This is a genomic window from Rubneribacter sp., assembly GCF_965361815.1.
This window is the reverse complement of the sequence record NZ_CBDTNW010000035.1, coordinates 14,310-38,047: the sequence shown is the minus strand read 5'-3', so window position 1 is coordinate 38,047 and position 23,738 is coordinate 14,310. Positions and strand designations below refer to the sequence as shown.

Genomic DNA, 23,738 nt, shown 5'->3' with positions numbered 1-23,738 from the left:
CTGTTCTCGTCGGGAAAGCACCAGGTCGGCGGTTCTGCGGCAACGACGGGGAAGGCGCGCGGGCGGCCAGACCTTCCGACTTCGGTGGATTCTCGCCGCGCGGGCGCGCTCTCTGCGAAACCGGCGTTGACACGAACCGGTGTTTGCCGAATCTCGAACCGAGCCTTCCCTGGTCGGGCGCCGGGCAAGGCTCTCCCCGCCTGACGGGTAAGGTTTTGCCCGGCGAACCGGCCTGGCCTCTGCCAATTCTGGTTCAACACGGAAAATTCCCTCATTTGGTCAAAATCCGGGCGAATCGGGGGTTTGGCGGAAGCAGGTCCTTCCTTTTCGGAGAGAAATCCCAGGTCGGAGTTTTTCAGGTGCACAAAAAGGCGGCTGGAGGCCGCCTAAAACCCCCGATTTGCCCGGATTTTGACCAACTGAAAAAATTTTTTTGCACATTTGCAGAAAACGCAGAATCGGACCGAGCGAAAGCGTAATTCGAGATGGGGGGGGGTGGTTGTTTTTTGCCAACCCGCTTTGGCTCCGATTAGCAGCACCGTCCGCGAAAAGCGGACAACGCCTATCCCCCATCCCCCCTCAATTGCTGCTAGAATGTACGCGCATGTATGCTGACGGATACACGGCGGCATCGCCAAAACAGGGGGCGAAAGCCGCGATGGCTCGCGCAAGGCCGGTCTTGCGCGGCGGTTGAGCAGGGAGGTTTCTATGAGAAAGGCGAGGTGCGCACGCATACGCGCGCTTGGTCGGCGCGCTTTCAGCGTTGTGATGGCCGGTTTGTTGGTGGCAACGATGATGCCGCTTTCCTTGGCTGCCTATGCCGATTCCGACACCCCCGAAACCTCCGGCGACAAGACCCCCGATTTCCCTAACGGGGGGGGGCAGCTAATTCTCTGACCAATGACCCCGAGTCGTCCGGCGATTCGCTTGCAGAGGGGGGGTGGCTATTTGGCGATGCCCCGACAGGCGAAACGCCCTCGGACGACGGCGCGGCGAACCCCGAGCCGCGCGACCCGAAGGACTGGTCGGCCTCCCTTGACGACCTCGTCCTTGATGCCTCCCTCTCCGTCTTGGCGCAGCGCCCCGCAGACGCTCCCGACGACGGGCTTCCTACTTCCATTCCCGCTTCGCTCGACATCTCGTTCGAGCTTGCTCCCACCGAAGAAGACGACGCCGTGCTTGCGGGCGACTGGTTTTCCGTCGCGCTGCCCGAAGGCGTCTCGTACGCAGGCGGCGAGGGCACCGTGCCCGCGACTTCGGCGGACGACCCCGAAGCCTCGGCGGACAGCTCCGCAACCCCAACTGATGATCTCGCAGCCACGACGGACGACTCCGCTACCTCGGCTGGCGACCCTGCGACCTCGACTGACGACCCCGAAGCCTCGGCGGACGACCCCGCAGCCGAGGCGGCCTTTGGAACCGTCAAGGACGGCGTGCTGCGCGTGGAGCTTGCTGCGGACGGGGCGCTCTCCGCGCATCTGTCGCTTGACGTGGCGGTGGACGCGGCTCTGGCAACCGACGAAGGCTCTCTGATCGAATGGATCGTGCAGACCGCCGAGGACGGCGAGCAGCGCACGGTTGAGCTGAAAATTCCCTCTGCGACCGAGCTTTTGGCCTTGTGGGGAGAGCCGGAGGGCGATCCTGAGGCCGGCGACGAGGCCGGTGGCGAAGCCGACGACGAAGCCGAAGACGACCCGGCCGCCGCGGCCCCGGCGAACGCCCTCGCCTCCCGCGCCGCCGCGCCCGATCCCACCCGGGTTCCCGGCACTGCAACCGAGAGCAAGACCCTCACCACCAACTGGGCCGACAACAACAACGCAAGCCGCCCCCAGCCCGGAGACATGAAACCGACCCTGACTTTCACGATCCGCGACCAGAAGGGAGCTGTCGCGTCCGTGGGGGAGGGCGGCCTCATCGGCGCGACGGACGGCACGCCGGCGGAAGGCATCCCGGCCACCGCCGAGAACGTGCGCCTCTACCTTGGTATGACAGACGCTCCCTCCGTGTCCACGGAGCAAACGGCTGTGGGAACCTACCTCTCCATGGCGACCGGCCTGCCTACAGAGGTGGTACAAACCACCTGGTCGCAAGCGCGGGACGATGATGGCAACCTGCTGTACGAGCCGGGCACGGGCGAGCCTGTCTACGAGTCTTCGAAAACCTCCTACACGGTGGAATGGTCGCTTGCCGACGCCACCGACTACGAAAATTACCGCCGCGACCCCGCGTCCCCGGAGGGCACGCAGAACCTCCAGCTTCTGACGGAGGTGCGGTTCACCATCACGGGCAAGGTGGGTGACGAATCCCTTGTTGGCCTGGGGGACGAAAACAACCTCATCCGCGTTGAAGTGGTGGTGGACAACCAGGTGAAGGGCGCATACGCCCTTGAAGACCTCATGCAGGAGAGCACCGACCCCGCTTCGCTCGAAAAGCAGGAGAGCTTCGGCGGCGCGTTCGATTGGGACTGGGCGTTCGACAAAGACCCCAACACCGTGGCCTTGTTCGCCGATCTGCCCCAGTACACAGTGGACGGCAAGCCTATCGAGTACCGTCTGATCTACCAGGGCTATGACGAGGATGACGACTACTACCAAGCCACCTACGACAACTCGGCGTCCGCCAATCACGGCACAGTGGTGGATTACGCCTATCCGGGCGGAACCATCGTGTTCACGCATGCGGGCACCACCACGTTCGACGCCACAAAACAATGGAGCGACGGCGACAACAAGAACAAGCGCGACAACGTGACGTTCTCGCTGTGGCGCTACTCGGACGGCACCACGCCCGGCAGCATCGCCAACGCCTCGCAGGTGCGTGCGGCGGACGGCAGCTTCATCACCGTCACCGTCGGTCCCAACGATGCGGCCAACGACGGCACCGTGAACCTCGGAGAGCTGCTCAGGGAGCAATACCCCAGTCTTGAACTGGACAAATACGATTCGGACGGCTACCCCTTCGTGTACGGTATGCGCGAGGACACGACCCTGCCGGACTACGAGACGCTGCTCGATGACACCGCGCCCAATTACTACGATGTGGACGGGGAAACGCAGGTTTTCTACACCGACCAGAACCGCGACCCCAGCGCGGCGGAAGACGCCCCGTGGACGCGCCCCGCTGACGGTACCGATCGCCTCACCTACAACGGCGGCACCGTGGAGAACCATCTGACGGGCACCAAGCCGGTTTCGCAGGTCAAGACGTGGTCGGTGGCGGCGTTCCAAAACCAGCTGGAAGACGTGACCTGCACGTTCACGCTGCAGCAGCGCCGCGTAGGGACGAACGGCGAGTGGACGGACGCGGAGGACTCCCAAGGCGCCCTCATCACGCAAAACCTGAGCGGCTTCAATGCCGAAATGCTCACGCAGGAGATAACGGGGTCGTATCCCAAATACGACGAGGACGGCTACGAGCTGGAGTATCGCTGGGTCGAGACGAACGTCACGCAAGACGGCGCCGCAACGAACTTCATGCGCAACGCCGACGGCACCGCCACGTTCACGCTGAATCTGGAATCGCTCGAAGGGTCCGGCGACGAACCCGTGCAGGTGGAGTTCACGTCGCAGGTTGATCCCGACACCGGCGACATCGTCAACTCGTTCGACAACACCACCTACGAGAACGTGCAGAAACTGTGGCAGCAGCCCGCGCCCAACGATGACCAGTGGCTTCCCTCGCAGCCCGACCCGGCGCGCGAGGACGAGGTGACCATGCGCGTGTACCAGGGCACCACGCTGGTGGGCGATTTCACGCTGGACGGCAAGGCAGACGACAAGGCAAGCCGCTTCTATGACAGCTTGGAGGGCGATTCCGGCGACGCCGCGCCAAGCGCGCGGGAGACGGACCCCTACTATCTTGAGATCACGGGGCTTCCGCTGTACTCGGAGACGGGCGCGCGCTACCTGTACCGCGTGGTGGAGGTGGAGCCCGCCGGTTGGGACAGCCAGCGCAGCTATAATGCCGAGCAGCACCTCACCACCATCACCAACAGCTACGGGCCCGGCGAGGGCACCGATTTCCACCTCATGAAGGACTGGACGGACGGCGAGGACTCGGCCCACCGCCTGGCCTGCTTCATCGACGTGCGCGCGAAGAGCGACCTGTACTCGACAATCGATGGAACGCTCAAGTACCGGGAGGGCGACGTCATCTTCAAGGATCTGAAGCTTTCCGAGGCCAACGGCTGGTTCCTGGAGTTCACCGTTCCGGTGAATGGCCTGACCACGGATCACATCGTCGTGGAGGAGACGCGCCTGGAATCCCTCGACGGCCAGACCAAATACCCCGCGTACCTCAAAACCGAGGCCGAGAACGCAGGGCTTAAAAACGAGGGCTGGGTCAACGAAGGGTGGACCAACCCCGATCGTGAGCGCGTTGCCACCGACAACCACGTGTACGAGGTCACGTACCACCCCGACCAGAACGGTCCCTTCGGCAAGCAGACGTTCACGGTGAACAACCGCCGGCTGGGCTTGGTGGACCTCACGGTGGAGAAGAAGTGGTTGGACGGCGACGCTTCCGAGGTCGAGCGTCCGAAAGCGCAGCTTGTGCTGACGGTGGACGATCCGGAGGCGGTGTTCTCCGTCGATGCTGACGGCCAGGCGTACGCGAAGCTGGACGGCGGCAACAACATCCCGCTGTACAACAATACGAACAAACCGCTTATGGCAACCGTCGAGGACGACGGCAAAGCGCTCGTGATCGACATCAACCCTGCACAGAAGGAATCCACCTACGGCTTCTTCGGGCTGCCCAAGTACAAGGGCATCGAATCCGACGGCGAGGTGGTGCACTACACCGTTAAGGAGCGCTTCGTTGGCGACTCCGGCGATTACACAAGCTCCGTCTCGGTTGGCGAGTACACGGTGGGGGGCCGCCACTTCCACGACACGCAGACTTACACGGTGACCAACAAGCGCGTGGGCTCCACCAGCGCCACCTTCCACAAGGAGTGGAAGGACGTCTACGTGAACGAGAACCTGCATCAGCGTCCCGATATCGCGCTCACGCTGTACCAGGTGAGCGCCGAGACCGGCAACATGCCGGAGGCGGTTGAAGGCTACATCCACTACCTCTGGGAGGCGGATGAGAACCGGGAGGCGGGCGAGGGCCCGGATGGCGACATCGCGGCTGCCGGGAATCCGTCCTCGCAGGCGGCTTCGCATTACTCGCAAACCTGCACCATCAGCGGGCTGCCCAAATACGATGCCGAGGGCGACGAGATAACCTACTACGCGGTGGAAGAGTTCATGAACGACGGCGCCAGCCTGGGCTACGGCGACGTGACGTTCGCCGATGACCGCATGGGGGCCGTGGGAGACGGCGACCCCGCCGTTATCGAGGTGGAGACGGGTGAGGCCGTCGGCGACATCAGCACGGTGTCGGGCACCGATTACGCCCTGCGCTCCGGCGGCACGTTCGTCAACGCGCTTTCAGGCAACGTGATTGCCAACGGCACGAAGCTGTGGACCAACCTGCCCGGGTCGTTCTCGGCGGACGACTTGCCGAAGATCACGGTGTTTTTGCAGCAGAAGCTGGCGAGCGATGAAGCGTCGTGGCCCGCGCTGCGCGTGAAGTGGGAGGGCGATTCGCTCGTGCCCGTTGGCAACGGGGCCGTGGCGTGGACGTCCCAGCTGACGCCTGCCGGGAACAACCAGTACTCCTATCGCATCGAGCATACGGGCGACAACACCGCCGAGGATTCGACCGGCGACGCGCTGCCCCTGTACGACGAGAACGGCAACCTCTACGAGTACCGCGCCCGCGAGGTGATGGTCGGACTGCTGGGCACGCCGGGCTACATCGACGTGGACGAAGTGGGGGATGTGGACTTCTCGCAGTACTCGCAGGATGGGGGCGGAAACGACAACAACAAGGTCTTCACCATTCGCCATGGCAACACCGGCTCGTTCTTCATCAACAACGTTTACGACGCCGACAAGGGCAAGCTGACGGTGAAGAAGCTGTTCGATGGGCGCGCGGAGAATGACCACTACCCGGATGTCGAGTTCGTGCTGTACCGGCAGTACAAAACGAGCAGCGGCTCGTCGAGCGATGCGGAGCGCGTGGCGACGGGCGTTATCAAGGCTGACGAGTTTGCGGCTGGTAAGGACTCGTACACATTCGAAAACCTGGACATCTACGCGCCCAACGGACAGCCGTGGCAGTACCACGTGGAGGAAAAAAGCATCAACGGCTACACGACGAGCGTCGGCATGGGTGATCTTAGGCTTGGGGACGCAGGACTTGCGGCCGGCTCAGTGTCGAGTTCGGTTGAAGCTAAGGATGACGATACGGTTGACGTGACGTTCGCGAATGTGTACGGCGCGGAGAAACTCGCGCTTGAGGGAACCAAGGAGTGGGACGACTACGGCAACGCATTCGGCACGCGTCCTGCGAGCATAGACCTCTCGCTTTCGCGGAAGTCCGCGAGCGGGCAGGAGGAGAAAGTCACTCTGCAGGAAAACGATCTCAACGTTGAGGGATACCTGACTTGGACGAAAAGCAACCCCACCGACAGTATCTGGAAGTACTCCATCACCGGGCTTGAGCAGTGGGCGCCCGACGGCAGCGCCTGGACGTACACGGTGAAAGAGACGCTGCCCAACGGGGAAACCTCCTACCGCGTTGTGACCGGCTCGGCCAGCGGCAAGGGAGGGGCGACCGCCGAGGCCGACGGCACGCACCATGGCACGATAAGAGCGCTGAAAAACGCCCTCAAAGGTTCCGTGACCGCCACCAAGAGCTGGGAAAACGACGGCGACGATGAATGGGGCCTGCGCCCCCAGAGCGTCACCGTGAAGCTGCAAGCGCAGTACAAGAAAGAGGGCGACGCAGATACTTCCTACAGCACGTGGCGGAACGCCGATGAGGCGTTTGCGGACATGGGCATCGCGCCGCTGCCGACTGAGTTCCCTGCCATCGAGCAGACGCTGAACAAGAGCAACAACTGGCGCTGCACGTGGAGCAGCGTGCCTATGCAGGTCAAGGACACAAATTCTATGGCCTACGAGGTGCGCTATCGCGTGATCGAGACGAAGGTCGGCGACGTGGAAGTCACCTCGCTCACCGAAGATTCGAACGGCGTGGTGACCTACAGCACCACCGCCTCCTATGACGGCGAGCAAACCACGAAATGGGCAGGTGATGAAAGCAATCCGTCAAGCGCGATGACCAACGCCACGTCCATCACCAACACGCTTGATGCCACCTTCCTGAAGGTGACGAAAGTTTGGAACGATGAGAGCAACAAGTGGGGCCTGCGCGACAAGACGACCGACGAGCACAACAACTCGCTTTGGACGGTGGAGTACCGGCTCCAGCGTTCCAACGACAATAAACAGACGTGGGAGTGGGTCGGCGAGACAACCCCTGCTGTCATCACCGGCGCCCTGAATATCAACGAGCAAACTGTCACGTTCGAGAACCTTCCCGCGAAGGATGCTGACGGCAACGACTACCTCTATCGCGCCGTGGAGATAGTCCCCGGCGGCTACAAGGTGGTGAACGGTACCGAGGTGAAGAACGCCGAAGAAGCCGTGGTCGGCTCGACTGTTGGCATTGGCACCGACGGCACTTCGCAGACGTTCACGAACTCGCTTTACACTACCAGTCTAAGCGGCACGAAAGCGTGGACCGATTACGGCACGGGTTTCGCGCCCAAGTTTGGCGAAAATGACCGTCCCCGGATGACCATCGAGCGCAGCACGGATGGCAAAACATGGGAGTCGGCGAAACCTGATATCGGCGATATGCCGCAGCCGGCATGGACCGACAACAGCAACGGCACTTGGGCCTGGTCGTACAGCGGCCTGCCCGAATTCGACGGCGATGGCAAGGCGTACAGCTATCGCGTCAAAGAGGTCGCAGGCAGCGTCGGCGGGTTCTATCCCACGTACGGCAACGGCAGCTCGGCGGCGGGGCAAGACGGCACCATCACCAACGTCGCCACGCGCTTCACGCTCGACAAGAAAAACGACTGGGGCGTCGGTGAGACACTGAACGGCATCGAACTCGCTGTGATGTCCACCGATGGAGCCGCAACCTACGCCGTATGGCAGCGCGACGCGAACGGAACCGTGACCACCTGGTCGAACCCGAGCGGTGTCAAAACCGACGAGGTCTGGCCAGACGGAACGGGCAGCGGCAACGCAAAAATTTCGCAGTTCACCCTCATGAAAGACGAGGCGGCGGGCTGCATCGTCGGGTTGAAGGCCGGCAACTACCTCGTGCGTGAGACGGGCGCCGTTCCCGCCGACCACGTGCGGGCGCAGGACGTGCGCGTGACCCTCTCCGCAAGCGGCGCCCTCACATCCTCGACGGACGGTGCTGTGTCCACCAAAGGCGATCTTGCCACCGTGACGATGATCGATCCGGTGTTCCGAGGATACTTCACGTTCGCAAAGGCGCTTGCCGGCAACGCGGGCGCCGCAAACGCGATAGCGGGCGCGACTTTCGACCTGTACCGCGAGGGCACGGGCACGGACGGAGCCGACGAACTGATGGCGCAGAGCCTGACCACCGACAAAGACGGTCGCTTCTCCTCCTCTCAAAGCGACATCGAGATCGTCGGCAAAACCGACAATCGCCGCAGCACGCTCGAAGACGGCTTGCAGGCGGGTAGCTACTACCTGCTGGAAAAGGGCACTGCAGACAACGCCCACCTGCCCAACGGCAATGAGGCGAAGTTCCCCTTCGTCATCGACGCGGAGGGCAACCACGGCACGAACAACGCCGTGACCGTGTGCGACAACGGCGGCGATCAGGGCGAAACCTTGCTGAACGACCTGTTCACTGCCACGGTCACGCTGCCCAAGCTGGACGGCACGTCGAAAGAGGGCATCGAAGGCGCGGTGTTCGAGCTTTCCTACACGCCCGCAAGCGGCGGCACGGCGGTTGTCACGCGGGAGAAAACCGACGAGAACGGCACACTAACGCTCGCCCTTTCCGGCAAAGGCACCTACACGCTCACCGAGGTGGAGAACACAGGCTACCAGGTGGACAAGAACTTCAAGGTGACGTTCGTCCTTGAGAACGAGGACCATGGCAAGACGTTCAACCTGGCAGAAGCTGGCGACCGCACGATACTGAGCGCGACGGTCGAGGGCGAAATTGCCGCCGGCGGCCTGGTCAACAATCGGCTTACCGGCAGCGCGTCGCTCACGAAGACGAGCGATGACGGCACGCCGCTCAACGGCGTGGTGTTCTCGCTGCAAAAGAAGGACGCCGACGGCGCGTGGAATGACGTCGCAACCGGCCTGGAGACGGGCAAAGCCTACGACATGGCCGCCCGCGGCGCAGGCGACTCGGCGGAAACCGGCACGGCTTCCGATGCGGCTGCTCCCGACGCAGGCAACTCGGCGGAAACCGACGCGGCCTCCAACGCAGCCACCCGCAGCGCAGGCAACTCGGCGGAGACCAGCATGGCTTCCAACGTAGCCGCTCTCGATACGGACGGCTCGGCAAAACACGGCACGGCTTCCAACACGGTCGCCCGCGGCGCAGGCGACTCGGCCGATGAGGGCACGCTGCGCGTGGCCGGCCTTGCGTGGGGCACGTACCGTTTCGTCGAGACAACGCCCGCCGACGGCTACGTGGGCCAAACGGGCGGCACGGCGGTGACGAGCAACGAGTTCACCATCGACCGCACCACGGTTGAGCGGGAGGTGGCGCTCGGCACTGTGGAAAACGCCAGCACCACGCCTCTGACCTTGCGCAAGACGAACATCGACGGCATCGCGACGCTCTCCGGAGCCGTGTTCGCCGTGACGCCCGTCGAGGGTAGTGCGTTCGCGGATGGCTCCACCACCGCGCGCGAGCTTACGACCGGCCCCGACGGCACCGCTGCGCTGCCGGCGGGCCAGCTGGTCGTGGGCGACCAGTATGACATTGCCGAAACAACTGCGCCCTCCGGCTACGAGGTGCGGTCCGGCACGCTGTGCGTGACGGTGCAGGCCGACGGCGCGCTGGCGACGGTGGGCGAGGCGCCCGATGGTTGGTCGCTTGACGGCGCCCAGGCGTCCGTCACGGTGACCGACCAGCTGGTGGAGGCGTTCGTCAAGAAGGTGGACGCCGCCGACAACAAGCCCCTTCCCGGCGCAACGTTCCAGGTGACAGGCTCGTTCGCAGATAGCGCCGAGCCGGTGAAAACGCTTTCGACTAACACCGACGGTCTGGCTGCGGTCACCGGCCTCATCGTGGGCGAAACGTATGCGGTGGCCGAAACGGCCTCGCCCGCCGGTTATTCGCTCATCGCCGGAACGTGCTCGTTCACGGTGGACCCCGACGGCACGCTCAAGATGGGGGCGCACGCGGACGGCTACCAGGTGGCTGGCGACGGCGTGACGCTTACGGCAGCCGACCAGCAGACGCGCCTTGCTCTAGCGAAGGTGGCCGAGGACGGGCAGACCCCGCTTGCCGGCGCGACGTTCCAGGTGACGCCTGCGGACGGCAGCGCCTTCGCCAACGGTTCCACGGATCCTGTCACGATGCAAACCGACTCCGACGGCATGGCCGAGCTTGCGGGCCAGCTGGTGGTCGGCGGCTCGTATAGCATCGTCGAGGTGCGGGCTCCCGCCGGCTACGAACTCATAAAGGGCACGCTGTCCATCGAAGTGGCCGACGACGGCGCTATCCTCGCAAAGGGGCCGGTTCCCAACGGCTACCGCAAAGACGGCGCCAACGCGTTCACGGTGCAGGTCGTCAACGTCCCGGTGGTCGTGGGGCTGCAGAAAGTGAGTTCTGCGGACTACGGAACCCCGCTTGCGGGCGCCGTGTTCGCCGTGGAGGGCGCGTTCGCCGACGGCAGCACTGAACAGCTTCTGACCTCGGACGACCAGGGCCTTGCACGCCTTGAGGCCCTGCTGGTCGCCGGCGAGTCCTACACGGTGGCCGAGGTGGTGCCCGCGCCGGGCTACAAGCTCATCGAAGGCTCGTTCGGCTTCAGGGTGGCTGACGACGGCACCATCGCGGCGCTGCCCGATGCCGAAGAGGTTGCGGACGGGAGTCCCGGATTCCGCATCACCCCTGATGGCAACGTGGCCATCGCCGCCGCCGACGCGCCCATAGAAGCGCGCATCGCCAAGACGGATTCCGAGGGCGAGCCGCTTGCAGGCGCTGCGTTTACGGTGGCCCCCGTCGAGGGCGGTACCTTCGCCGACGGCTCCACGGAACCTGTCGAGGTGGTCACCGGGGCCGACGGCCTGGCGAGCCTTCCCTCCGCGCTGTTGGCGGCGGGTTCGGCGTACGAGGTGGCCGAGGTGCGGGCCCCCGCCGGCTACGAGCTGGCCGGATCGGCCGTGATCACGGTGAGTCCCGACGGCACGTTCTTGCTGGAAGACGCTCAGGACGGAGTTGCGGCCGGGCGCGGGGGCAGCGGTCGGTACGCCGTCTCCGCAGACGCCGACGGCGTTGCGGTCATCCAAGCCGTCGACGAGCCCGTGCAGGCGTCCCTGCTCAAAACGAACACCCTGGGCGCGCCGCTCGAAGGCGCGACGTTCCAGATAACCGGCCTGTTCGTTGGCGAGGACGGTCCGTCTGTCCGCACCTACGAAACAGACGCCCAAGGCAGGATCCTCCTTGTCGGCGAGCTTGCGGCCGGGCGGTCGTACACCGTTGCGGAGACGATCGCGCCGGAAGGCTACCTGCTCATCGAGGGGTCCTACACGTTCTCCGTGCAGGAGGACGGCACGCTCCTTGGCCCCGAGCACGAGGGCTATGCCATCGTGGACGGGGGAGTGACGCTGCAGGCTATCGACCAGAAGATTCCCGAGAGGCTGCCCTCGGTTTCCCAAGACAATCCCACGCCGCCTTCCGCATTCGGCAACGGCGGCTCAACGTTGACCTCTACCGGCGACGGGTCGGCTTCGCTCGCAGCGATCCTTGGCGCGCTCGCTGCCTTTGCGGCGGCCGCGTGCGCTGCGGCGATTCGCGTTCTGCGGAGAAAGCCGCGCTCGAGCGCCGAGAGGTAGCGGGCGGCACATGCTCCGCCGCCCGCGCTCCTTCCATGAGGAGGGCCCCTTCCGGGGTCCTCCTTGTATCGGCGGCAGTCCGCCCCCAGCGGCAGTCCGCTCCCACCGCCAACCGCCGGTTTCGGTTTTGCTCCAACAGCAGTTCGCCAGCAGGCTCTTCCAACTGCCGCCGAGCGGCCCGCGACAGAGCACCGGGTTGCGAGAACCCCAGGCGCCGAGCGTTGGGCGCCGGGCTGCGGGCGCCGGGCCGAGGGGCGCTTGCGGCTGGGCGCAGGGCTGCGGGGTACGGGGCGCTTGGGGTAGGGCGCCGGGTGCCGGGCGCGGAACGCTTGTGGCCGGGCTTCGGGCTGTGGGGCGCCGGGCCGCGGGGCTGCGGGCGCTTGGGGCAGAGCGCCGGGCGCGGAGCATTGGATCCCGGGGTGTCGGGCGCAAGGCGCTGGGCCGCAGGGTGTCGGCCCTCTCTTTTTGCTCGTCCGAAATGCAGGAAAAATTTCCTCAGGTGGTCAAAATTCGGATAAGTCGGGGGTTTTCTCGCAGGCAAACCTCTCGATAAAGAGAAAAAGCCCAGGTCGCGAATTTTCTCGCGCCCAAACTCCCCTTCAAAATCCCCGATTTACCCAGATTTTGACCATCAGAGGAAATTTTCGCGTACTTTTGCGAAGCGAAGCCCGCCGAAACCCGAAGAGCATGCGAAACGCCATCGCTGGCACGGGCTGGTCGTCCGCCGGTTGGCGGGGCCGGACCGCCGCCGGCGGGATCTGCGTCAACGCTGGTCTAACGGCGAATGCAGCCAGCCCGCGTCCAGCTTGCGGTAGGCTCGCGTCCAACCCACAGGCGCAACCAATCTGCAGCAAGCCCGCGTCCAGCTTGCGGGGCGACCAACCCGCGTCCAACCCGCCAGCCCGCCACCGCCCCTCATCGCGCGCCGGCGCGCTCTAATGAAACAGCGGGATCATAAGCCACAGCGCGAACAGCACAATGGCCACGCATGCGGCGAAGCACACGCCGCCCAACAGGCGGGGGATGAGGTTCGTGTCGTTGTCGGCCTCGCCTGTTTCCACGCCCTTCGCCCACAGCCGTATGCCCGACGCGTACAGGGCGCTGATGGCGCAGGCCACGCCCACGGCCACCACCAGCACGGTTGCGAAGCTCATCATCTCTTCCAGTATCATGAAGGCCCCTCCTTACGCAGCCTGCGGCGCAACGGAGGACGCGTTGACTTTGACCTCGCCGCTCTCGTTCACGTTCGCCGAGTTCACAGGGTTGCGGTGCGACAGCCGGACAATGATGAAGGCGGCGAGCACGGCCAGCACGCCCACCGCGATGGTGCCCCACAGGCCGGTCTTCGCCAACGCGCACGCAAGCGCCCCCACAACGCCGGCGGCGGGGAAGGTCACCAGCCATGCGACCAGCATGCGGCCCGCCACGTTCCAGCTGACCTGGCCGCCCTTCTTACCCAGGCCCGACCCGATGATGGAGCCGGAGCACACCTGCGTGGTGGACAGCGCGAAGCCCAGATGCGACGACACGAGGATAGTCGCGGCCGAGCTGGCCTCTGCGGCGAAGCCCTGCGGCGTGCTGATCTCGGTGAGTCCCTTGCCCAGCGTGCGGATGACGCGCCAGCCTCCCATGCAGGTGCCCAGCGCAATGGCGAAGCCGCACACGGCCACCACCCACAGCTCCGGACCGCTGCCCGAGGGCTGCAGGCCGACGGCGATCAGCGTCAGCGTGATGATTCCCATGGTCTTCTGCGCGTCGTTGGTGCCGTGCGAAAGCGCCACCAGGCACGCCGTCACGGTTTGGCCGTGGCGGAAGTCCGTCTCCACCCGACCCTCTCCCATTGCGCGCACAATGCGGAAGATGAGTCGCACCGCGCAGAACGCGGCCAGGCCGGCCACCACCGGCGACACGAGCGCCGGAATGAGCACCTTGGTGAGCACGGCGGCGAAGTTCACGCCCTCCACGCCCGCGCCCACGATGACGGCGCCCACCAAGCCGCCGAACAGCGCATGCGAGGAGCTGGACGGCAAGCCCACCAGCCACGTGAGCAGGTTCCATACGATGGCGCCCACCAAGCCGGCGAAGATGAACTCGGGCCCTATGCTCACTTGGGCCTCGTTGATGATGCCCCCCGATATGGTCTTGGCCACCTCGGTGGAAAGGAACGCCCCCACAAGGTTGAGCGCTCCGGCCGCCAGCACCGCGGTCTTCGGCTTCAGGGCGCCGGTGGCAATGGAGGTTGCCATGGCGTTGGCCGTGTCGTGAAACCCGTTCGTGAAGTCGAAGACGAGCGCGGTGGCTATCACCATGCCCACCACGATGAGAGTTGCGATGTCCATGCTGTCCGACGTGCCTTCCTGCGGTCGCCCGCTCGTGCCTGTACGCGCCAGAAGAGCGACGCCGACTCGCTTGGCCTGTCGAACGCCGCTCTTCCCATTGCATCCCATCCAGTCTAGCAACCGTATGTAAAGCCTGCGTAAAGCCCGTGTAAAACGCTGTTCAAATGGGGAAGGGGCGTCCGGTTTGCCGGAACCGCCCGCATCCGGGCCCAGCGAGATCGGGAAGCCAACCTTCAGAGCCAAGCGACAATAGCCTGTGAAAATAGAAGCCGGAAACGGCCCGCCCGGTATCAAGAAGCGAAGCCTTCGCAGCGGCTTTCACCGCCATTTCCAGCGCTGCGGGGGTTTTGTACGCCATCATGCCTCCTTGTTGAAGATTCGCTCCATCGTCTTTCTCTCTTTGGCAGAAGCCTTCGTTTCCGCTGCAAGACGCTCAAGTCTCCCCCTGTCGAACCCCTTCGTTCGGGCATCGGCAAGCGCGTTTTCCACGAGCGAAGGATCCTCGCCGTCCAAGACGAGGTCCACAAGAGTGCGCTCGATTTTCGTCACGGGCACGCCTTCAACAAAGGACACATCGTCGCGTGATACGTCGCGCACGCCGAACCTGGACTCGGCGTTACGGGAGTTGATGCGCCTCGGAGAGAGGATGCGGTAGGGCGAAAGGTGGAAGTCCCCGATTCCGAGGATGGACGCGGCTGTGCTTCCCGCAACAGCGATGCCGTCCCATGTGCCGGTCCGCATCCGCTCGTGCGTCATCTTCGAAGGATCGGTGAGCTTCCAGAGGGCTGCCAGGTCATCGAGCTGCGATGCTGGCACCCCGGCCATCCGGTACGCTCCATGGACGATGCGCACCAGCCTTCCCGCTTCGCACGCTTTGGCGATCACGTTGCGGGGGATGCCGAGACGCTCGGCCTGAGCGGTGGTGAAAACCCTTTCCGAAGCCGAAAGCTCGCCCATCATGGAGGTGTAGCTGTTTCTAGTCATGTTTCAATTGTATCGAAAAACAATACTTTTGCAACACATTTTAGTTTCTTTGGAGCCGACGGGCCGCAGTCTGAGATAGGCTCTTTGCCAACCTTGCCTGACAATTCGCCAATGCCGGTTCGGATTGGTTTTGTCGCCGTCTTTCCATGCAAGAGTCTTGTTATAGATAGGGTTTTAGAGTTAGAGAGATTAGGGTTTTGGGGTTAAAGAGATGGTCGTCCTGGATGCGTCCAAAGCATCTGCCAACGACGCTGCGGCAATGCGCCCGTGGTCAGAGGTTGCACCGGCAATCCTTCCGCGCGGTTGCGCCGCTACGTGCCCATCTTGGGGTCGCCGTTGATGCGCGCGGGACGGAGCTGGCGGCGGGCGCGAAAGGCGTCGGCCGCCAGCTTTGGTCAAAGGTCAAAGGGCGGTGCCTTTCTCCGGCCGGAAAAAGGTTGCCATGTTGACATGCTCGTGCTCCAGCAGCTTCACCTTCGTGTCGATGCCTCCGCTGAAGCCGGTCAAGTTCCCTTTGGCTCCCATCACCCTATGGCAGGGCACGATGACGCAAAGGGGGTTGTGCCCCACCGCGCCGCCGACCGCTTGGCTCGACACGCGCCGTCCTGTCTGGAGCTCAAGCTGCCGCGCTATCTCGCCGTAGGTGGTCGTGGTTCCGTAGGGGATGGCCTTCAGCTTGTCCCACACGAGGTGCCTGAACTCTGTGCCGTTCGGCTTGAGGGGCAGTTCGCCGATGTCGGGGTTCTCTCCCTTGAAGTACCGGTCAAGCCAGGCTTTCGCCTTCTCGAAGACGGGGAGCTTGTCATTGGCCGCAAGCGGCTCGTCCACGGTATCGCCGAACAGCCTGTCGTTTTCGAACCAACAGCCGATGATGTTCTCGCCGTCGCTTGCCAGCGTCAATTTGCCTATGAGCCCCGTTTCGTATTCCGTGAAAAAGGCCATGGTCTGTCTTTCACCGTCCTACCAGCGGGTTTTCGCTTCAAGTTCGACGATCCTGCCCGCCGTCTCGGCGCCGCAGCGATCTTCGAACCCCTGCATGGCCGAGGCGATGATCGAGGCGCACTCGTCGGCGCCGTAAGCCTCCTCTATGCTGCGCCTGAACGCATGCAGCAGGTGCGCCGCGTGGTAATCGAAGGGCATGGCGGCGCTTCCCTGAAGCTCGGCGTTCTTCGCGGCGATGTCTGAGAAGTCCGTTTCGGTGAAACGAACGCCGGGGAACAGGAACGTGCAGCAATCCGCCCCTTGCGCAAGCGTGCGCAAAACCTCCATGCGCACGCCGAAGGAGCCGGCGAGGGCCGCGTCGAAGTGGGCGCAGAACACGCTTCCGTACCTCAGCAAACCGGCCTTTTTCCAGGCGTCGTACCAGGGGCAGGCGTGGGTGGTGACCTCCACGCCCGAAGGCTTGTCCTCGACCGTCTTCCGGGAGCCCTCCAAAGGAACGGGGACCTCGCTGTAAGACTGATAGGTTTTCGCGTTCAGCGGCATTCCGTCGGACTCGGCCCGGGCCCGCATGCGCGCGGCGCGGCTTTCCGCGTAGGCCCGCGTCGCCTTTGCGAGAAACGCGCCGCTTCCTTCGCGATCAGCCCGCTCGACGGCCGCGCACAGCTCCGCGAACAGGAGGGCGTGCTGTTCGGGGCCAAGCGTTGAAGCGGCTCCCGTGAACCTGAAGCAGTCGTTGGAGTCGCGCGGCGCTTGGGCGCGAGGCCTCATGCCGTAATCGCGCCGCAGGCCCGAAAGGACGGTGATGGAGTAATCCTCGAAGATGCCGTCGCGGCCGGCCTGCTGGCACTGGCGGTGCAGGGCGTGGTTGCGCCACGCCGTCACGGCATCCTCGCTTTCCCACACAGACAGGCTCAAAAGCTTGCCCGGGCTTGCCAGGCTCTCGAAGCGCTCGCTGCGAACGAAGCCTTTCGCGGCGGACAGGCTGTCTTTGAGGCTCGCCGCGCGCGCAAGGTAGTCCTCCTGTCTTCCGTCGGCCACTTTCACCTCGAACAACACGTAAACCATAGCATCGTTTCCTTCCTCATTGGGGCTTCGCACAGGCGGCTCCTTTCGTTTCCTTCCGTTCGGGTGCCGCCTTGTCCTGCAGGTGCTTGAGCAGCAAGCCCAGCGCGGCTCCGGCAAAGGCGACGGCGGCAAGCGCCAGCATGACCGGCACAAGCCCCGCGGCGTCGCCCGCAGATCCCAGCAAAGGCTCCGCCGCGCCGCCCACGCACACCGCCACGCCGTAGGAAAGGCCGGAGGCCATCCCCAAATGGCGGGGCAGATATCCCATGCCAAGCGCCACCGTCGAAGGGTAGAAAAGGTCGAGCGCCACGGCCAGAACCAACGTGATCGCAATCGCAACCGCCACCACGTCGTTGAGGACGAAAGCCACGATGCCCGCGCCCTCAACCGCGCAGCAGGCGATCGCCAGGCGCAGCGCCCCCGTTTTCTCCGCGGTGCGGCCCGACAAAGCCGTGGCCGCCGCGCCCGCTATGGCGAAAGCCGACAGGGCGGCGGAGCCGAGCGCTTCCGTTTGCCCCAGCTCGCCCACCAAAAACAGCGGAATGAACGCCATAAGGCCGTAGGTCAGGACCGAACGCAGCGAGAGCATGCCCATGACCAGCCCGAAAAGGTCCCAACGCTCCCGCGCGCCAGAGCCGCCGCCCGCCTTTTCGGCCGCTACCCCAAGCCTTTTGAAACGCCCGTTGAAGCAAAGGAGGACCACCGAGCAGGCCGCGGCCGGAATCAAGAACACGGCCGTGCCATGCAATCCGAAGGCGGTGAGGAACGTGGCGCACAAGATGGGCCCTACGAAAAACCCGATGTTGCCGCCCACGGCGAAAATGCTCATGCCGTTGCCTTTGCGCGCGCCCGCTGCGAGGTTGGACAGCCGCCCGCCTTCCGGATGGAACATGGCCACGCCGATGCCGCTTGCCGTAGCCGACGCCACCACGTGCCAATAGCTTTGCGCGTAGCCGATGCCGGCCATTCCCAGCCCCGCCAAGAACACGCCGAGCGCCATGAACCAGGGCGAGGGGCGTTTGTCGCCCAGCCATCCGAACAGCGGCTGTATGACCGCCGAGGCGATGTTCGCCGCGAACACGAGCATGGTGGCCTCGAAGTACGTGTACCCGCTGCCCACCACAAGAAACGGCAGGATGGCCGAGAGGGCCCCTTGGTTGATGTCGGAGCAGATATGCCCTGCCATGGTAAGGTAATTGGCCAGCTTGTCGCCGTTTCCGTCAATCGTTGCGCCCTGCTTGGCAATCATCGTTCGCGTTTCTCCCTTCGTGTGCGGCCTCAACGTGAGCTTCTTGAAGCAGCGCGCGCACTCCGCTTTGCTCACGTTGCCCGCTTTGGCGATGTCCTCCAAGCTTATGTCGCGGTTGTAGTTGGCGTCGATGAAGAGGGTGAAGGCTTTCATCCGCTCGTTGGTTGCGCGTTCGGCCTTGGTGGGGATGCGCTGCTCGACGTTGAGGACGTAGACGGACCATGCGGCCAGCAGATGCGCGCAAGCGCGGTAGCGTTCGACCCCGGTTGCCTTCTTGCTTGCGAGCAGGGCCCTTGCGCGGACAAGCTCGTTTAGCACCTCCCGGTGCCAGGGGGCGGCAAGGTCGAAGTGGGCCGTCGATTGCGCGTGGGGGCCCACGAAGGGACTCACGCCGAAAGCCGCCATCTCGCTGCCTTGGAAGAATCCGAGCAGCTTCTCGGGGAAAATGAAGCTCATGTACTCGGTTTTGGCGTCGCTCATGATTCGGTGGGGCACGTTCGAGTTGAAAAACGCCCCGCAGCCTTTCGCGCAATTGAAGTGGCGGCCCGCGCAGTCGATGTTCGCCAAGCCCTTTGACACCACGATGAATTGCAGGTCGCTGTGCCAGTGCATTCTTTTGAACCCCAGTCGAGGCGGGTTGTTCACGCCGTTGCGCACATCGAGCACCAAGAGCGGAAACGCCTCCTCTTGGTTGGGGTTGGGGGCGTGCACGGAAGGGCCTTCCGCGCACGCCCGTTGCATGCCCGCATCGTTTGCGCCCATGCGGACGCACCTCCTTCGTCTCCTTTGTCAGTCGTCTCGGTGATCCTGCCCCCAGTTGCAGAAGGCATCCAGCACAGGCTCGAGCGTGCGACCTCGCTCGGACAGGCTGTACTCAACGCGGGGCGGTATCTCTCCGTAGTCCTTCCTCGAAACGAGCCCATCGGCTTCAAGCTCCTTCAACGCGCGCGTGAGCGAGCGGTTGGTGGCTGTCTCCATGCGGCGTAGGAGCTCGTTGTATCTTGTGGGGCCGTCTAGCTGCAGGCAGTAGAGTATCGGCAGCTTGTACTTGCCTTCCAAGAGCGTCTTCGTGTAGAAGAACCCCGTGTTCCTGATGCCGTCGACTGCGAACCTGCGTTTAGCTTCGGATTCCTTTTCCATAGTTATCGCACTCCCAAAGTAGTGTACAGGTAGTGAAATATCGTACTTGTCCTCATTATCCTCAAATGTTCGAATGATGGCACGGCAATTCGAAGAAAGGAGCGAGGGACGCATGAAAGTGACCATATTGACGGGAAGCCCTCACAGGCGAGGCGCCACTGCGGCTCTTGCAGACAAGGTGCAGGAAGGCGCGCGAGATGCCGGATGCGAGGTGGTGCGCTTCAACGTGGGACAGATGGACATCCGTCCCTGCAGGGGGTGCGATGCGTGCGGATGCGGAGCCAGGCCCTGCGTCATCGAGGACGACATGGCTCGGATCTACGAAGCGCTTGCCACCGCCGACGCGGTGGTGTGGGCGTCGCCCGTTTACTATCACGCCTTTTCCGCGCAGTTGAAATGCGCTATCGACCGCATACACGGCATCGACGATCTCGTTCGCGGTCGGGGCAAGCTTCTCTACACGGTGGTCGTGGGGGCAAGTCCCGCCGATTGGATATTCGACGGCGTAAGGGCGACGGTTGCCACGAGCGCTCGCTATCTCGGTTGGCGCGATTGCGGAGGCCTGTACGCGAACGGCTGCCAGTCTCGCGAGGACCTTGAAGGCAAGGGATGGCTGGATGACGCCTACGATCTGGGGATGTCCATCGCCAAGAGGCAAGCATCAAGCTTGGAGTCCAATTTGTCGAAGGGGCTGTGATGGCGCGCTCATCGCCGGCGGGATTCGCCCTGCGGCTACAGGCGCTGCTGCTGGGAACGGTTATAGGCTTGTATACGTTTTGGGTCTCCTTCTTCACGAGGCACGCCGCTGTGTCGTTTGACGGATCTACTGCGTCCTCTCTATTCGCGCCTGTCGCGATGGTGTGCGCAACGCTGCTTGCTCTTTACCAGCTCCCGTCCGTTGGCGCGGTGCGGCGTCATCGGAGGGCGTTTGTCATGTGCGCGTCATGCTCTCTTTTCGCATGCACTGCCTTTTTCTGGGCGCAGCTCGCGGTGACTTTTTCGCCGCTGCTTTCCTACGGGGCTGTCCTATTGGCCGGCTTTGGAATGTCGGTCTTTGTGCTCTTGTGGGGCGAATCGGTGCTTGCTCTTAAGGCAACCCCTCGTTCGCGCGTTGCGGCATTCGTCGTTGCGTCCCTGGTCACGGGGATGCTTTTGTGTCTTGCGGCATCGTGGGGAAGGCTGGCCGGTTTTTCTATCTGCACCGTCTGCCTCGTGGCCATGTCTGTGTACGCAATTCGCCTTCCCGCAGCGGGAAGCGACGGTCGGGGTCCTTTGACGCGCGGTTCCTCCTCTTTTTCCGCAGGCTTTGTGGTTGCGGTGTTTTTGGTTGGCGCCCTCAGCCAGTTCGTGCGTGCGTCGTTTTTTGTTCCGTGGTCGATCGACTTTACTGCGGATATGGGCATGGCCGCTGCGGCGTTCGTCGTATCGGCGCTGTTTGCCTGCGGCGTCATCCTTTCCCATGTAGTTCATGGAGAGGCGTTGTGGAGCCTTGATTGGACCTTGGTCGCGTTGCTGCTGCTTCTTGCCGTTGCCGTTGCGTCTGGTCGCGAGCCTGTCCCTCAGTCGGAAACGGTCGTGTTCCTTAGCATTGCCCGGCTGGGGTACTTTCTCGTTTTGCTGGCGGTTCCGCTTGCAGCCGGAGGGTCTGCGCGCCCGCATGCAGCGTTGTGCCTTGGGTTTGCGGCGTTCTTTCTCGGCCATAGCGTCGGGGGCTTTTTCGCGGGGGCGGTGCGCGACCTGCACCCCTCGGGCCTCGGCATCGGTCTTGTGCTCGTGGCCTTGTTCTACTGCATCGTGCGCAAGACGGCCCCGCAGGATGCGCCGCAAAGGCAACCGAGCAGCAGCATCGATGTCGCATGGCGCAAGCTGGGCGAAAAACGGGGCCTGACGCCAAGGCAGGTCGAGGTCATGCTGCTGTTGGCGAAAGGTCGCTCCAGCGCGTTCGCCGCCGAGCAGTTGGGAATTGCCGAGAACACGGTAAAAGCTCACGCGGCGAAGGTGTACGAGAAGCTGGATGTGCACCATCGTGACGAGCTCATCACGTTCCTGGAACAAGCAAGCGAAGCGGACGATTCGGCGTTTACCCAGATGAATAGCTAACCCTTTCGTGTAATAGCCTTTTTGGCCTAGTTGGCGCCCCCGCGTTAACCGAAACGTGCGATTGCGTCCGTCTCTCGATGCGGGATACGTTGTCACGGCAACCTGAAGACGGTTTCAGGTGCCGAGAGGCTAAGGAAGGGGAAAGCATGGAAGAGAAGGATGTGCAAGCGGTATCGCGTCGGTCGTTTCTCAAAGGTGGTGCGGCCATAGCGGCTGGACTGACGGCGGCGGCTGGCGTTGCGGGGCTGGGCTGCACGTCGACGACGGCAGCATCGAAAGACGGGGCGCAGGCGTCTTCGACCGAGTGGGACAGGGAAGCTGACGTGCTGATCGTGGGATCTGGCTATTCGGGCATGGCGGCCGCCGTCGAAGCTGCCGAAGCGGGCTTGCGCGTGCTGGTCATCGAGAAGGAAAAGCAGCCGGGCGGCAATTCCATTATGTGCGGAGGCGGCTGCCAGCTGGGGGGAGGGACGCGCTTTCAGCTGGAGAAAGCCCCCGACGTGGAGGATTCGCCAGACATCTTCTTCGACGATTTGTATAAAATGGGCGGCTACCGCGGGGTTCCCGAAATCTTGCGCACGTTTGTCGATCACTGTCAGGACACGGCCGACTTTCTGGAGGGCTTGGGGCTCAACTTCGCAAACGTAACGGCGCAGGAGCTGGGAAAAGAGCGCATGTACAGCGCGGCCCCCGGCAACTATCCTGGCGCAACGGGCATCTCGTTTTGGTATGTCATCAATGAGCGCGCATCCGAACTGGGCGTGGAGACGCTTCTGGAAACCTTTGCCAGCGATCTTGTTATGGACGATGCCGGCAACGTGATCGGGCTTGTCGTGGAGAAGGACGGCAAGACCGTCAACTACAAGGCCAACAACGCGGTTGTTTTGGCGAGCGGTGGCTGGAAGGGGAATCTTGCCCTTCGCCAGGCGTACGATCCGCGCTACGACGAGGATTACATAACCAGCGGCGAGCCCTACGTGAAGACGATGGGCGAGATGCTGCCGGTCGTTGAGCGGGCGGGCGGCATGCTGACGGGCATGTCGTTCATCGGCGCGTACGCGTTGTACTGGGGAACGAGCCACTATCCTTATTGGGAACCGGCCGATATAGAGAGCGTTCCCGACGTGAACAACGGAATCACGATCAAGAGCTGGGAGGACATAGTTGTAGTTGATGGCAACGGAAAGCGTTTCGTCGATGAGCGCACGGTGAAGGCCGACTCCACCAGCTTCCACGATCACGTCCTGAACCTGCCCGATCGTCCGCGCGCTGTCTGGGCGGTGTTCGATTCTGCGGCAGCGGCGGCCAACGGAATTGATGTGAGCGTTTTGGAGACCGTGAAGACGGAGGAAAAACCTCATCTCGACCAGGATTACGTGGCAGTGGGAAGCACTATCGAGGAGATTGCGGAGAAGATGGGCGTGCCCGCGTCCGGTCTTGCCGCCACCGTGGAAAGCTACAACGCCTTCGTGGCGTCCGGCGTGGATGAGGATTTCGCCAAGGAGGGCATGACCGCCCCTGTTGCAGAGGCTCCCTTCTACGCCGTGCGTGCCGGGCTTTTTGCCCACAACACCTTTGGCGGAATTCGCGTGAACGAGCGCTGCCAGGTGGTGAAGGCCGCTTCCGAGCAGGAAAACGCTTTCGTTGACGAGACGACGCTGGCCGTCATCCCCCATTTGTACGCTTCGGGCGAATGTGTCGGAAGTTGGTTTGGAAAATGGCGTGGCGGCGGAAAGATAGGGTTCCATATCACGTTCGGCCGCATCGCCGGCCAGAATGCGGCTGCCGAGCCGAAATTGGCATAGGGCGAACTTGCATGTTCGGGTCGGTCGTCCTGCGGTTGCGGTTCGGCCGACCGTGTTCGCTTTTGCGTTTGCGGAGGAAAGAATTGGCTATGAACAAGATTTGCGAGAAAGCAAGCGTATTCGCCGCGGCTGTAGCCGTGGT

The 23,738-nt window shown here is 63.4% G+C and carries 13 protein-coding genes; 5 read left to right on the top strand and 8 right to left on the bottom strand.

Translation table 11 applies throughout. From position 1 onward, the window contains the following. Together ACWKY3_RS02140 and ACWKY3_RS02135 are read left to right on the top strand one after the other, a co-directional pair. The coding region (locus tag ACWKY3_RS02140; protein ID WP_449314782.1) for a hypothetical protein at window positions 1-479 on the top strand (479 nt) is incomplete at its 5' end. A 591-nt stretch (window positions 480-1,070) separates the two neighbouring features. Continuing rightward, the gene (locus ACWKY3_RS02135; protein WP_449314781.1) at window positions 1,071-11,972 is read left to right on the top strand and encodes a SpaA isopeptide-forming pilin-related protein; all 10,902 of its coding nucleotides are present in this window, start codon (window positions 1,071-1,073) and stop codon (window positions 11,970-11,972) included. A gap of 935 nt (window positions 11,973-12,907) precedes the next feature. On the opposite strand, the gene ACWKY3_RS02130 is transcribed toward ACWKY3_RS02135, so the two are convergent. The 8 genes from ACWKY3_RS02130 to ACWKY3_RS02095 all read right to left on the bottom strand — a co-directional run bounded on the left by ACWKY3_RS02130 (window position 12,908) and on the right by ACWKY3_RS02095 (window position 19,691). Beyond that, window positions 12,908-13,144 carry a hypothetical protein gene (locus ACWKY3_RS02130; protein ID WP_449314780.1) on the bottom strand — a complete coding sequence of 79 codons (237 nt, stop codon included), beginning with the start codon at window positions 13,142-13,144 and terminating at the stop codon, window positions 12,908-12,910. Window positions 13,145-13,156: 12 nt separating this feature from the next. After that, window positions 13,157-14,311, bottom strand: a complete 1,155-nt coding sequence (locus tag ACWKY3_RS02125; RefSeq protein ID WP_449314779.1) for an anion permease — start codon at window positions 14,309-14,311, stop codon at window positions 13,157-13,159. A 160-nt stretch (window positions 14,312-14,471) separates the two neighbouring features. Next, on the bottom strand, window positions 14,472-14,672 hold the full coding sequence (locus ACWKY3_RS02120; RefSeq protein WP_449314778.1) for a hypothetical protein: 201 nt from the start codon (window positions 14,670-14,672) through the stop codon (window positions 14,472-14,474). After that, window positions 14,669-15,295: a type IV toxin-antitoxin system AbiEi family antitoxin domain-containing protein gene (locus tag ACWKY3_RS02115; protein ID WP_449314777.1), complete on the bottom strand. Its 627-nt coding sequence runs from the start codon at window positions 15,293-15,295 to the stop codon at window positions 14,669-14,671. Before ACWKY3_RS02115 ends, ACWKY3_RS02120 begins: the two co-directional genes overlap by 4 nt. Window positions 15,296-15,697: 402 nt before the next feature. After that, entirely contained in the window at window positions 15,698-16,237 is a 540-nt protein-coding gene (locus tag ACWKY3_RS02110; RefSeq protein WP_449314776.1) for a methylated-DNA--[protein]-cysteine S-methyltransferase, read from the bottom strand. Between the two features lie 18 nt (window positions 16,238-16,255). Beyond that, window positions 16,256-17,302 (bottom strand): L-2-amino-thiazoline-4-carboxylic acid hydrolase, encoded by a 1,047-nt coding sequence (locus ACWKY3_RS02105; RefSeq protein WP_449314775.1) that lies wholly within the window; start codon window positions 17,300-17,302, stop codon window positions 16,256-16,258. Window positions 17,303-17,318: 16 nt separating this feature from the next. Beyond that, on the bottom strand, window positions 17,319-19,313 hold the full coding sequence (locus ACWKY3_RS02100) for an MFS transporter (protein WP_449314774.1): 1,995 nt from the start codon (window positions 19,311-19,313) through the stop codon (window positions 17,319-17,321). A 27-nt stretch (window positions 19,314-19,340) separates the two neighbouring features. Next, window positions 19,341-19,691 carry a winged helix-turn-helix transcriptional regulator gene (locus tag ACWKY3_RS02095; RefSeq protein ID WP_449314773.1) on the bottom strand — a complete coding sequence of 117 codons (351 nt, stop codon included), beginning with the start codon at window positions 19,689-19,691 and terminating at the stop codon, window positions 19,341-19,343. 112 nt (window positions 19,692-19,803) lie between these two features. On the opposite strand from ACWKY3_RS02095, the gene ACWKY3_RS02090 reads away from it, so the two are divergent. The 3 genes from ACWKY3_RS02090 (at window position 19,804) to ACWKY3_RS02080 (ending at window position 23,596) form a co-directional block, all read left to right on the top strand. Then, window positions 19,804-20,388, top strand: a complete 585-nt coding sequence (locus ACWKY3_RS02090; RefSeq protein ID WP_449314772.1) for a flavodoxin family protein — start codon at window positions 19,804-19,806, stop codon at window positions 20,386-20,388. Further along, entirely contained in the window at window positions 20,388-21,791 is a 1,404-nt protein-coding gene (locus ACWKY3_RS02085) for a response regulator transcription factor (RefSeq protein ID WP_449314771.1), read from the top strand. Before ACWKY3_RS02090 ends, ACWKY3_RS02085 begins: the two co-directional genes overlap by 1 nt. A gap of 146 nt (window positions 21,792-21,937) precedes the next feature. Beyond that, window positions 21,938-23,596 (top strand): FAD-dependent oxidoreductase, encoded by a 1,659-nt coding sequence (locus ACWKY3_RS02080; protein WP_449314770.1) that lies wholly within the window; start codon window positions 21,938-21,940, stop codon window positions 23,594-23,596. The last annotated feature ends 142 nt before the right edge of the window (window positions 23,597-23,738 follow it).